This is a genomic window from Streptomyces sp. NPDC087422 (genome assembly GCF_044744145.1).
Taxonomy (GTDB): domain Bacteria; phylum Actinomycetota; class Actinomycetes; order Streptomycetales; family Streptomycetaceae; genus Actinacidiphila.
This window is the reverse complement of record NZ_JBIUXT010000001.1, coordinates 141,027-153,293: the sequence shown is the minus strand read 5'-3', so window position 1 is coordinate 153,293 and position 12,267 is coordinate 141,027. Positions and strand designations below refer to the sequence as shown.

Below are 12,267 nucleotides of genomic sequence, written 5' to 3'. Positions count from 1 at the left end.
TGTGTCGCAACTTCTGAGAACGCGGCGAACCGGAAGAAAACCCGAGCGCACCCCGTTTAGGCTGACTGGGGGTGCCGACTCTCCCCCCGTCTCTATGAAAGGTGCGCACTGGCGTGGCCGATCGACTCACCGTCCGTGGCGCTCGCGAGCACAATCTGAAGAACGTGTCGCTCGACCTGCCGCGGGACTCCCTCATCGTGTTCACAGGGCTGTCCGGATCGGGCAAGTCCTCCCTCGCCTTCGACACGATCTTCGCCGAGGGGCAGCGCCGGTACGTCGAGTCGCTCTCCTCCTACGCCCGCCAGTTCCTCGGCCAGATGGACAAGCCCGATGTGGACTTCATCGAGGGCCTGTCCCCTGCGGTCTCCATCGACCAGAAGTCCACCTCGCGCAACCCGCGCTCGACGGTGGGCACCATCACCGAGGTCTACGACTACCTCCGGCTGCTCTTCGCCAGGATCGGCAAGCCGCACTGCCCCGAGTGCGGCCGCCCGATCTCCCGGCAGTCGCCGCAGGCCATCGTCGACCGGGTGCTGGAGCTGGAGGAGGGCAGCCGCTTCCAGGTGCTCTCCCCGCTGGTCCGTGAGCGCAAGGGCGAATTCGTCGACCTCTTCGGCGACCTCCAGACCAAGGGCTACAGCCGTGCCCGGGTCGACGGGGCCACGATCCAGCTCACCGACCCGCCCAAGCTGAAGAAGCAGGAGAAGCACACCATCGAGGTGGTCATCGACCGCCTCACGGTGAAGGACAGCGCCAAGCGCCGCCTCACGGACTCCGTCGAGACCGCGCTCGGCCTGTCCGGCGGCATGGTCATCCTGGACTTCGTCGACCTGCCCGAGGACGACCCGCAGCGCGAGCGGATGTTCTCCGAGCACCTGTACTGCCCGTACGACGACCTGTCCTTCGAGGAGCTGGAGCCGCGCTCCTTCTCCTTCAACTCGCCCTTCGGCGCCTGTCCCGACTGCACCGGCATCGGCTCCCGCATGGAGGTCGACCCGGAGCTGATCGTCCCCGACGAGGAGAAGTCCCTGGCCGAGGGCGCCATCGCGCCCTGGACCGGCGGCATGTCCAAGGGCTACTTCGAGCGGCTGGTCGAAGGTCTCGCGGGGGAGCTGGGCTTCAGGACCGACATTCCCTGGGCCGGGCTGCCCGCCCGCGCGAAGAAGGCGCTGCTCTACGGCCACAAGGCCGAGGTCAGGGTCGCGTACAAGAACAGGTACGGCCGCGAGCGCGCGTACAACGCGCATTTCGAGGGCGCCATCCCGTTCGTGAAGCGGCGGCACCAGGACTCCGAGAGCGACTCCAGCCGGGAGCGCTTCGAGGGGTACATGCGCGAGGTGCCCTGCCCCACCTGCCACGGCAGCAGGCTCAAGCCGATCGTGCTGGCCGTCACCGTCCAGGACCGCTCCATCGCGGACGTCTCCGCCATGTCGATCAGCGACTGCGCCGAGTTCCTCGGCGGGATGAAGCTGGACGCCCGCGACAAGAAGATCGCCGAGCGGGTGCTCAAGGAGGTCAACGAACGGCTGAAGTTCCTGGTCGACGTCGGCCTGGACTACCTCTCGCTCAACCGCGCCGCGGGCACCCTGTCCGGCGGCGAGGCCCAGCGCATCCGGCTCGCCACCCAGATCGGCTCGGGCCTGGTCGGCGTGCTGTACGTGCTGGACGAGCCGTCGATCGGCCTGCACCAGCGCGACAACCACCGGCTGATCGAGACCCTGGTGCGGCTGCGCGACCTGGGCAACACGCTGATCGTCGTCGAGCACGACGAGGACACCATCAAGACCGCCGACTGGGTGGTCGACATCGGCCCCGGCGCCGGTGAGCACGGCGGCAAGGTGGTGCACTCCGGCTCGCTGAAGGAACTGCTGGTCAACGAGGAGTCGCTGACCGGGCAGTACCTCTCGGGCAAGCGCGTCATCGTCACCCCCGACGTACGCCGCCCGATCGACCGCAAGCGGCGGCTGACGGTACACGGCGCCCGCGAGCACAATCTCCAGGACATCGACGTGTCCTTCCCGCTCGGAGTGCTCACCGCCGTCACCGGCGTCTCCGGCTCCGGCAAGTCGACGCTGGTCAACGACATCCTCTACACCCACCTGGCCCGCGAGCTGAACGGGGCGCGCAGCGTCCCCGGCCGGCACACCCGGGTGGACGGCGACGACCTGGTGGACAAGGTCGTGCACGTCGACCAGTCGCCGATCGGCCGCACCCCGCGCTCCAACCCGGCCACGTACACCGGTGTTTTCGACCATGTGCGGCGGCTCTTCGCGGAGACGATGGAGGCGAAGGTCCGCGGCTATCTGCCCGGCCGCTTCTCCTTCAACGTCAAGGGCGGTCGCTGCGAGAACTGCTCGGGCGACGGCACGATCAAGATCGAGATGAACTTCCTGCCGGACGTCTACGTCCCGTGCGAGGTCTGCCACGGCGCCCGCTACAACCGCGAGACGCTGGAAGTGCACTACAAGGGCAAGTCCATCGCCGAGGTGCTGGAGATGCCGATCGAGGAGGCGCTGGACTTCTTCGAGGCGGTGCCCGCCATCGCCCGGCACCTGCGCACGCTCTACGAGGTCGGCCTGGGGTACGTACGCCTGGGGCAGTCCGCGCCGACGCTGTCCGGCGGCGAGGCGCAGCGCGTGAAGCTCGCCTCCGAGCTCCAGAAGCGCTCCACCGGCCGTACGGTCTACGTCCTGGACGAGCCGACCACCGGTCTGCACTTCGAGGACATCAGCAAGCTGATCAAGGTGCTCCAGGGCCTGGTCGACAAGGGCAACACCGTGATCGTCATCGAGCACAATCTCGATGTCATCAAGACCGCCGACTGGGTGGTCGACATGGGCCCCGAGGGCGGCAACGGCGGCGGACTGGTCGTCGCCGAGGGCACCCCCGAGCAGATCGCGGCCGTCCCGGCCAGCCACACCGGCAAGTTCCTGCGGGACGTCCTGGGCGCGGAGCGGATCAGCGACGCGTCGGTGCCCGCGCCCAAGAAGCGGGTGCCCGCCCCCAAGAAGGGCACGACGGCCGCCGCGAAGAAGACCCCGGCGCCGCGCAAGCGGACGGCGGGCAAGGCGTAGCACCGAGGAAAGGTCAAGCACGGGTCGGCGCGGGCGCGGCGGCACGCCGTCGAGGCGCGGTCGTCAGGCGCGGTCGTCAGGCAGTGGCCGTCCGGGAGTGGCCGTCCGGGAGTGGCACAGAGGAAGCGGACAGGTGGGGGACGTAGGGTTACGGGTCGCGAGACCTCCCCACCTCCCCGACCTGGAGCGCACATGACCACCGAACTGCCCGCCTGCCGCCGTACCGTCCTGCGAGGCGCGGCCCTGGCCGGAGCCGCCGGGTTCGGCCTCACCGCGTGCGGCGGCTCCGGCGGCGGTTCGTCCGACGGGCCCGCCAAAGCCGTGGAGTTGGGCGCCGCCACCGAGGTACCGGTCGGCGGCGCCAAGCTCTACCGGAACGACAAGGTGGTCGTGGCGCAGCCGAAGGAGGGCACCTTCAAGGCGTTCAGCGCGGTCTGCACGCACGCGGGCTGCGTCGTCACCTCGGTGGACGGCACGACGATCACCTGCGCCTGCCACGGCAGCCAGTTCGACGCGGACACCGGCGCCGTGCTCCAGGGCCCGGCGACCAAGCCGCTGCCCGCCGTGCAGGTCACCGCCTCCGGCGGCAAGCTCACCGCCGGTCCGGCGAGCTGACCACCGGCAGTCCGGCACCCGCGAACCGGCGGTCCCGGCCGCCGGTATCCGCACCGGTCGGCACTGCCCGGCCTGGCCTGGGAATGTCGCATCCCGCCAGTAGGGTGGGAGACATGGCGGACCCCAGCAGCTACCGACCGAAGCCGGGCCAGATCCCCGACTCCCCGGGGGTCTACAAGTTCCGGGACGAGCACGGTCGGGTGATCTACGTCGGCAAGGCGAAGAGCCTGCGCCAGCGGCTTTCCTCGTACTTCCAGGACATCACCAACCTCCACCAGCGGACCGCCACGATGGTGACCACCGCGGCGGCCGTCGAGTGGACGGTGGTCTCCACCGAGGTGGAGGCGCTCCAGCTCGAATACTCCTGGATCAAGGAGTTCGACCCGCGGTTCAACGTCAAGTACCGCGACGACAAGAGCTATCCGTCCCTCGCGGTGACGATGAACGAGGAGTTCCCGCGCGTGCAGGTCATGCGCGGCCCCAAGCGCAAGGGCGTGCGCTACTTCGGTCCGTACGCGCACGCCTGGGCGATCCGCGAGACCGTCGACCTGCTGCTGCGGGTCTTCCCGGTCCGCACCTGCTCCGCCGGGGTCTTCAAGCGCTCCGCGCAGATCGGCCGCCCCTGTCTGCTCGGCTACATCGGCAAGTGCTCCGCGCCCTGCGTCGGCCGGATCAGCGCCGACGACCACCGCGAACTGGCCGAGGAATTCTGCGACTTCATGGCCGGACACACCGGCACCTACCTGCGCCGCCTGGAACAGCGCATGAAGGACGCGGCGAGCGAGATGGAGTACGAGCAGGCCGCCCGGCTGCGGGACGACCTGGAGGCGCTGCGCCGCGCCATGGAGAAGAACGCGGTGGTGCTCGCCGACGCCACCGACGCCGACCTGATCGCCGTCGCCGAGGACGAGCTGGAAGCCGCCGTGCAGATCTTCCACGTACGCGGCGGCCGGGTCCGCGGCCAGCGCGGCTGGGTCACCGACAAGGTCGAGGCGGTCGACACCGCGGGCCTGGTCGAGCACGCCCTCCAGCAGCTCTACGGCGACGAGCGCGGCGACGCCGAGCGCTCCGGCGGCAGCGGCGGTGTGCCCAAGGAGGTGCTGGTCCCGGCGCTGCCCGCACCGTCGGAGCCGGTCGCGCAGTGGCTCAGCGACCGCCGCGGCTCGCACGTCAGCCTGCGCGTACCGCAGCGCGGCGACAAGAAGGACCTGATGGCCACCGTGCAGCGCAACGCGCAGCACGCCCTCGCGCTGCACAAGACCAAGCGCGCCTCCGACCTCACCACCCGCTCCCGCGCGCTGGAGGAGATCGCCGCCGCGCTCGACCTCGACACCGCGCCGCTGCGGATCGAGTGCTACGACATCAGCCACCTCCAGGGCGACGACGTGGTCGCGTCCATGGTGGTCTTCGAGGACGGCCTGGCCCGCAAGAGCGAGTACCGCCGCTTCCAGATCAAGTCCTTCGCCGGGCAGGACGACGTCCGGTCGATGCACGAGGTGATCTCCCGCCGCTTCCGCCGCTATCTGCTGGAGAAGCAGAAGACCGGCGAGTGGGAGGGCGAGTCCGGCGAGGTCCCCGCGAACCACGGCGATGTTCCCCTGGACCACGAGGAACAGGCGTCCGGCCCCATCGACCCCGACACCGGACGGCCGCGCAAATTCGCGTACCCGCCGCAGCTCGTCGTGGTCGACGGCGGACAGCCGCAGGTGGCCGCCGCCCGGCGCGCGCTGGAGGAGCTGGGCATAGACGACGTCGCCGTGTGCGGCCTCGCCAAGCGCCTGGAAGAGGTCTGGCTGCCCGGCGACGACGACCCGGTGATCCTGCCGCGCTCCAGCGAGGGCCTGTACCTGCTCCAGCGGGTCCGCGACGAGGCGCACCGGTTCGCGATCTCGTACCAGCGCAGCAAGCGCTCCAAGTCGATGAAGGCCGGCGCGCTGGACTCCGTGCCGGGGCTCGGCGAGACCCGCAGGCAGGCGCTGCTGAAGCACTTCGGCTCGCTGAAACGGCTCCGGGCGGCGACGATCGAGGAGATCTGCGAGGTCCCGGGGATCGGCCGCCGTACGGCGGAGACGGTCGCGGCGACCCTGGCAGCCGCGGCTCCGGCCGCACCCGCGGTGAACACCGCGACAGGAGAGATCATCGAAGAGGCCGACGGGACCCCGCCCGGGGCGGACCCGTCCCACCATCGGGGGATCAGCACATGAGCGACCAGGACGAACAGGACGGAACGCACGTGACAACCGGCGGAGCGGGGGAGGCCGTGGAGGCCATCCCCGAACTGGTGATCATCTCCGGCATGTCCGGAGCGGGCCGCAGCACCGCGGCCAAGTGTCTGGAGGACCTCGGCTGGTTCGTGGTGGACAATCTGCCGCCCGCGCTGATCCCCACCATGGTGGATCTCGGCGCGCGCTCGCAGGGCAACGTCGCCCGGATCGCCGTGGTCGTGGACGTCCGCGGACGCCGCTTCTTCGACAATCTGCGCGAGTCCCTCGCCGACCTGGCGACCCGCAGCGTCAAGCGCCGGATCATCTATCTGGAAGCCTCAGACGAGGCCCTGGTCCGCCGCTTCGAGTCGGTCCGCCGGCCGCACCCGCTCCAGGGCTCGGGCCGGATCGTGGACGGCATCGCGGCCGAGCGCGACCTGCTGCGCGAGCTGCGCGGCGACGCCGACCTGGTGATCGACACCTCCAGTCTCAACGTGCACGAGCTGCGCGCCAAGCTGGACGCCCAGTTCGCGGGCGAGGAGGAGCCGGAACTCCGGGCCACGGTCATGTCGTTCGGATTCAAGTACGGCCTGCCCGTCGACGCCGACCTGGTGGTGGACTGCCGCTTCCTGCCCAACCCGCACTGGGTGCCGGAGCTGCGGCCCTTCACCGGGCTCAACGACGAGGTGGCGCAGTATGTGTTCAACCAGCCGGGCGCGAAGGAATTCCTCGACCGCTACGCCGAGTTGCTGCACATCATCGCCGCCGGATACCGGCGCGAGGGCAAGCGGTACGTGACGATCGCGGTCGGCTGCACGGGCGGCAAGCACCGCAGCGTGGCGATGTCGGAACGGCTGGCCGCACGGCTGGCCGCGGATGGGGTGGAGACCGTGACAGTGCACAGGGACATGGGGCGCGAGTGATCATGACGGGTCGGCGGCGGCGCCGGGGTACGGGCCGCCGCGCCGGGGTGCCGCCCAAGGTGGTCGCCCTCGGCGGGGGACACGGCCTGGCCGCCTCCCTCGCCGCACTGCGCCGGATCACCGGCGATCTGACCGCGGTGGTCACCGTCGCGGACGACGGCGGCTCCAGCGGCAGACTCCGCCAGGAGATGGGCGTACTGCCGCCGGGAGACCTCCGCAAGGCGCTCGCCGCGCTCTGCGGGGACGACGAATGGGGGCGCACATGGGCCCGAGTGGTCCAGCACCGCTTCACCAGCGAGGGTGATCTGCACGGGCACGCGGTCGGCAATCTGCTGATCGTCGCGCTGTGGGAACAGCTCAACGACGAGGTCGCCGCGCTGGAGTGGGTCGGGCGGCTGCTGGGCGCCCACGGCAGGGTGCTGCCGATGTCCGCGGTCCCGCTCGACCTGCACGCCATCGTCCGCGGCCACGACCCCGACAGGCCCGACGAGATCAGCACCGTCCGCGGCCAGGCCACGGTCGCCCTCACCCCCGGTGAGGTGCAGGAAGTGCAGGTCGTCCCGGCCGATCCGCCCGCCGTTCCCGAGGCCGTGCAGGCGGTCCTCGACGCGGACTGGGTGGTGCTCGGCCCCGGCTCCTGGTTCTCCTCGGTGATCCCGCATCTGCTCGTCCCCGAGCTGGTCGACGCCCTCATGACGACCAGGGCGCGCCGGGTCCTCACGCTGAACCTCGCGCCGCAACCAGGTGAGACCGACGGATTTTCTCCGCAGCGTCACTTGGAGGTTTTGGCCCGACACGCCCCTAAACTCACCATCGACGTGGTTCTCGCCGACGAGGCCGCCGTACCCGACCGTGACAGCCTCTCCGAGGCCGCACAGCGGTTGGGCGGCACGGTCGAGCTGGCACCGGTCGCCGCCCCCGACGGGCCGCGGCACGACCCGGAGCTGTTGGCCGCCGCGTATGACAGGATTTTTCGTATGCGTGGAAGGATCGGCCCATGGCGATGACGGCAGCGGTGAAGGATGAGATCTCCCGGCTTCCCGTCACCCGGACCTGCTGCCGGAAGGCGGAGGTCTCGTCGATCCTGCGGTTCGCCGGCGGCCTCCACCTGGTGAGCGGCCGGATCGTGATCGAGGCGGAGCTGGACACCGGGATCGCGGCCAGGCGGCTGCGCAAGGACATCCTGGAGATCTTCGGGCACTCCTCCGACCTGGTGGTGATGGCGCCCGGCGGGCTGCGCAGGGGCAGCAGGTACGTGGTGCGCGTGGTGGCGGGCGGCGACCAGCTCGCCCGGCAGACCGGCCTGGTGGACGGCCGCGGCCGGCCGATCCGCGGCCTGCCCCCGCAGGTCGTCTCCGGCGCCACCTGCGACGCGGAGGCCGCCTGGCGCGGTGCCTTCCTCGCGCACGGCTCGCTCACCGAGCCCGGCCGCTCCTCGTCGCTGGAGGTCACCTGCCCGGGGCCCGAGGCCGCCCTGGCCCTGGTCGGCGCCGCCCGCCGGCTCCAGATCCCCGCCAAGGCCCGCGAGGTCCGCAATGTGGACCGCGTGGTGGTACGGGACGGCGACGCGATCGGCGCGCTGCTGACCCGGCTCGGCGCCCACGACTCGGTGCTCGCCTGGGAAGAGCGCCGCATGCGCCGCGAGGTCCGGGCCACCGCCAACCGGCTCGCCAACTTCGACGACGCCAACCTGCGCAGGTCGGCCCGCGCCGCCGTCGCCGCCGGAGCCCGTGTGCAGCGCGCGCTGGAGATCCTCGGCGACGACGTACCGGAACACCTCGCCGCGGCCGGGCGCCTGCGCATGGACCACAAGCAGGCATCCCTGGAGGAGCTGGGCTCCCTCGCCGAGCCGCCGCTGACCAAGGACGCGGTCGCCGGCCGGATCCGCCGCCTGCTGGCCATGGCCGACAAGCGCGCCTCGGACCTCGGCCTGCCCGGCACCGACGCCAACCTCACCGACGAGATGGTCGGCTAGGGCCTGTCCGCCGGACAGGCCCCGGCCGGCACGCGCGCGGCGGGCGGACGGGGCGGAGGCGGAGGGGCCTCGGCCCGATGTCACCTCCGCGCCCCTGGCCGGGTAGGCTCGTCCCTGGTCGGGGACATCCCATATTTCGCAGCCGGAGAGGGCTCCGGCGAATGAGCGAGGAGATCGGTTCGTGACGATCCGGGTAGGCATCAACGGCTTTGGCCGCATCGGTCGTAACTTCTTCCGCGCCGCCTTGGAGCAGGGTGCGGACATCGAGATCGTGGCTGTCAACGACCTGGGTGACACCGCGACGACGGCGCACCTGCTGAAGTACGACACCATCCTCGGCCGCCTCAAGGCCGAGGTCACCCACACCGCGGACTCCATCACCGTCGACGGCAAGACCATCAAGGTGCTCGCCGAGCGCGACCCCGCCGCCATCGCGTGGGGCGAGCTGGGCGTCGACGTCGTCATCGAGTCGACCGGCATCTTCACCAAGGCCGCCGACGCGGGCAAGCACATCGCGGGCGGTGCCAAGAAGGTCATCATCTCGGCGCCCGCCACCGGCGAGGACATCACGATCGTGATGGGCGTCAACCAGGACAAGTACGACGCCGCGAACCACCACATCATCTCCAACGCCTCGTGCACCACGAACTGTGTGGCGCCGATGGCGAAGGTGCTGCTGGAGAACTTCGGCATCGTCAAGGGCCTGATGACGACGGTCCACGCGTACACCAACGACCAGCGCATCCTGGACTTCCCGCACAAGGACCTGCGCCGCGCCCGCGCCGCCGCGGAGAACATCATCCCGACCACCACGGGTGCCGCGAAGGCCACCGCGCTGGTCATCCCCGAGCTGGCGGGCAAGCTGGACGGCATCGCGATGCGCGTCCCGGTCCCCACCGGCTCGGTCACCGACCTGGTCGTCGACCTCGAGCGCGAGGTCACCAAGGACGAGGTCAACGCCGCCTTCCAGAAGGCGTCCGAGGGTCAGCTCAAGGGCCTGCTGGAGTACACCGAGGACCCGATCGTCTCCTCGGACATCGTCAACTGGCCGGCCTCCTGCACCTTCGACTCCTCCCTGACCATGGTCCAGGGCAAGACGGTCAAGGTCATCGGCTGGTACGACAACGAGTGGGGCTACTCCAACCGCCTCGTGGACCTCACGGTCTTCGTCGGCGGCCAGCTCTGACGCCGTAGCGGCCGACGCACAGCGATGTGAGCGACAGGGTCCGGACGGGTGCGACGAAGCGCCGGTCCGGGCCCTGTCCCTTGCCCACTCCGCAGTCCCGTACCCGTCAGTACCCGCAGCCGTACCCGTAGGAGACCGTACAGATGAAGACGATCGACGACCTGATCAGCGAGGGGCGGATCGCCGGCAAGCGGGTGTTCGTCCGCGCCGACCTCAACGTCCCGCTCGACGGGGAGCGCATCACCGACGACGGCCGGATCCGCGCCGCCGTCCCCACCATCACCAAGCTCGCCGAGGCGGGCGCCAAGGTGATCGTGGCCTCGCACCTCGGCCGCCCCAAGGGCGAGCCCGACCCGAAGTTCTCGCTCGCGCCGGTCGCCGCGCGCCTGGGCGAGCTGCTCGGCGAAGGCCGTCACGAGGTGGTGTTCGCCGCCGACACCGTCGGCGAGAGCGCCGCGGCCACCGTGGCGGGCCTGGCCGACGGCCAGGTCGCGCTGCTGGAGAACCTGCGCTTCAACGCGGGCGAGACCAGCAAGGACGACGCCGAGCGCGGCGCCTTCGCCGACCGGCTCGCGGAGCTGGCCGACACCTACGTCGGCGACGGCTTCGGAGCGGTGCACCGCAAGCACGCCTCGGTGTACGACCTCCCGGCCCGCCTCCCGCACGCCGCGGGCGGACTGATCGCCACCGAGGTCGGCGTCCTGAAGAAGCTCACCGAGGACGTCTCCCGCCCCTACGCGGTGGTGCTCGGCGGCTCCAAGGTCTCCGACAAGCTCGGCGTCATCGACCACCTGCTGGACAAGGCCGACCGCATCCTGGTCGGCGGCGGCATGGTCTTCACCTTCCTCAAGGCCCAGGGCCACGAGGTCGGCAAGAGCCTGCTCCAGGAGGACCAGATCCCCGTGGTCAAGGAGTACCTGGAGCGCGCCAAGGCCAAGGGCGTGGAATTCGTCCTGCCGGTCGACGTCGTCGGCGCCACCGAGTTCCCCGACCTGAAGACCAAGGCGCCGTCCTCGCCGGTCAACGCGCCGGTGGACGCGATCCCCGCCGACGTGATCGGCCTGGACATCGGCCCCGAGTCCCGCAAGCTCTTCGCCGCCAAGCTCGCCGACGCCGCCACCATCTTCTGGAACGGCCCGATGGGCGTCTTCGAGCACCCGGACTACGCCGACGGCACCCGCGCGGTCGCCCAGGCGCTGATCGACTCCGACGCGTTCACCGTGGTCGGCGGCGGCGACTCGGCCGCGGCCGTCCGCATCCTCGGCTTCGACGAGAACGCTTTCGGCCATATTTCCACCGGCGGCGGCGCGAGCCTGGAATACCTCGAGGGCAAGACGCTCCCCGGCCTTGCCGCACTGGAGAAGTGAGCAGATGACCGAGCAGAGCACCCGCACCCCGCTGATGGCGGGCAACTGGAAGATGAACCTCAACCACCTCGAGGCCATCGCGCACGTCCAGAAGCTCGCCTTCGCACTCACCGACAAGGACTACGACGCGGTCGAGGTCGCCGTCCTGGTGCCGTACACCGACCTGCGCTCCGTACAGACGCTGGTCGACGGCGACAAGCTGAAGATCAAGTACGGCGCCCAGGACCTGTCCGCGCACGACTCCGGCGCGTACACCGGCGAGATCTCCGGATCGATGCTGGCCAAGCTGAAGTGCGCGTACGTGGCGATCGGGCACTCCGAGCGCCGCCAGTACCACGGCGAGGACGAGGCCGTCGTCAACGCCAAGGTGAAGGCCGCCTACAGGAACGGCCTCACCCCGATCCTGTGCGTCGGCGAGGGCCTGGACGTCCGCAAGGCCGGCCAGCAGGTCCCGCACACCCTCGCGCAGCTCGACGGCGCCCTGAAGGACATCCCCGCCGAGCAGGCCGCCACGATCGTGGTCGCGTACGAGCCGGTCTGGGCGATCGGCACCGGCGAGGTGGCCACCCCCGAGGACGCTCAGGAGGTCTGCGGGGCGATCCGCGGGCGGCTGGCCGAGCTGTACGACCAGGAGCTGGCGGACGCCGTGCGCATCCAGTACGGCGGCTCCGTGAAGTCCGGCAACGTCGCCGCGATCATGGCGCAGCCGGACGTGGACGGCGCCCTGGTGGGCGGCGCGGCACTGGACGCCGAGGAGTTCGTCAAGATCGTCCGGTTCCGCGACCAGTGACGGAACCGGGGCCCGCGGCCACGGACAGTGAGCCGGGGCACCGGGCAGTGGGCTGACACGCCCCTCAGGAAGTACCCTGTCGGGGCCGGACCGGCGTGACCGCGCCGTCCGGCCCCGCGCCGTTGTCATGTAG

Annotated in this window: 9 protein-coding genes; all 9 read left to right on the top strand. The window is 70.6% G+C overall.

The genetic code is table 11. The features are described 5' to 3' along the window. Nucleotides 1–113: 113 nt before the first annotated feature. The 9 genes from uvrA to tpiA all read left to right on the top strand — a co-directional run bounded on the left by uvrA (nt 114) and on the right by tpiA (nt 12,134). Nucleotides 114–3,074 carry an excinuclease ABC subunit UvrA gene (gene uvrA, locus ACIO6U_RS00695; protein WP_401714642.1) on the top strand — a complete coding sequence of 987 codons (2,961 nt, stop codon included), beginning with the start codon at nt 114–116 and terminating at the stop codon, nt 3,072–3,074. Nucleotides 3,075–3,266: 192 nt separating this feature from the next. Beyond that, nucleotides 3,267–3,689, top strand: a complete 423-nt coding sequence (locus tag ACIO6U_RS00690; protein ID WP_355333910.1) for a Rieske (2Fe-2S) protein — start codon at nt 3,267–3,269, stop codon at nt 3,687–3,689. 113 nt (nt 3,690–3,802) lie between these two features. Continuing rightward, nucleotides 3,803–5,893 (top strand): excinuclease ABC subunit UvrC, encoded by a 2,091-nt coding sequence (gene uvrC / locus ACIO6U_RS00685; protein ID WP_391044085.1) that lies wholly within the window; start codon nt 3,803–3,805, stop codon nt 5,891–5,893. After that, a complete protein-coding gene (gene rapZ, locus ACIO6U_RS00680; RefSeq protein ID WP_355333906.1) occupies nt 5,890–6,816 on the top strand; it encodes an RNase adapter RapZ in 927 nt (308 codons plus the stop codon). The genes uvrC and rapZ overlap by 4 nt, the downstream gene beginning before the upstream one ends. A 2-nt stretch (nt 6,817–6,818) precedes the next feature. Further along, nucleotides 6,819–7,823: a uridine diphosphate-N-acetylglucosamine-binding protein YvcK gene (gene yvcK, locus ACIO6U_RS00675; protein ID WP_355333903.1), complete on the top strand. Its 1,005-nt coding sequence runs from the start codon at nt 6,819–6,821 to the stop codon at nt 7,821–7,823. Then, the gene (gene whiA / locus ACIO6U_RS00670; RefSeq protein ID WP_188284204.1) at nt 7,814–8,791 is read left to right on the top strand and encodes a DNA-binding protein WhiA; all 978 of its coding nucleotides are present in this window, start codon (nt 7,814–7,816) and stop codon (nt 8,789–8,791) included. The genes yvcK and whiA overlap by 10 nt, the downstream gene beginning before the upstream one ends. A 181-nt stretch (nt 8,792–8,972) precedes the next feature. After that, a complete protein-coding gene (gap, locus tag ACIO6U_RS00665) occupies nt 8,973–9,977 on the top strand; it encodes a type I glyceraldehyde-3-phosphate dehydrogenase (RefSeq protein ID WP_355333900.1) in 1,005 nt (334 codons plus the stop codon). Between the two features lie 143 nt (nt 9,978–10,120). Further along, complete coding sequence (locus tag ACIO6U_RS00660; protein ID WP_355333897.1) at nt 10,121–11,344, top strand: phosphoglycerate kinase; 1,224 nt, start codon at nt 10,121–10,123, stop codon at nt 11,342–11,344. Nucleotides 11,345–11,348: 4 nt separating this feature from the next. After that, the gene (gene tpiA, locus ACIO6U_RS00655) at nt 11,349–12,134 is read left to right on the top strand and encodes a triose-phosphate isomerase (protein WP_391044090.1); all 786 of its coding nucleotides are present in this window, start codon (nt 11,349–11,351) and stop codon (nt 12,132–12,134) included. Nucleotides 12,135–12,267 lie beyond the last annotated feature (133 nt).

Excerpts from the sequence above, each read along its gene's own strand:
- ACIO6U_RS00660 (WP_355333897.1), top strand. The coding sequence starts at position 10,121 with ATGAAGACGATCGACGACCTGATCAGCGAGGGGCGGATCGCCGGCAAG.
- whiA (WP_188284204.1), top strand. The coding sequence starts at position 7,814 with ATGGCGATGACGGCAGCGGTGAAGGATGAGATCTCCCGGCTTCCCGTC.
- yvcK (WP_355333903.1), top strand. The coding sequence starts at position 6,819 with ATGACGGGTCGGCGGCGGCGCCGGGGTACGGGCCGCCGCGCCGGGGTG.
- uvrC (WP_391044085.1), top strand. The coding sequence starts at position 3,803 with ATGGCGGACCCCAGCAGCTACCGACCGAAGCCGGGCCAGATCCCCGAC.
- ACIO6U_RS00690 (WP_355333910.1), top strand. The coding sequence starts at position 3,267 with ATGACCACCGAACTGCCCGCCTGCCGCCGTACCGTCCTGCGAGGCGCG.
- tpiA (WP_391044090.1), top strand. The coding sequence starts at position 11,349 with ATGACCGAGCAGAGCACCCGCACCCCGCTGATGGCGGGCAACTGGAAG.
- rapZ (WP_355333906.1), top strand. The coding sequence starts at position 5,890 with ATGAGCGACCAGGACGAACAGGACGGAACGCACGTGACAACCGGCGGA.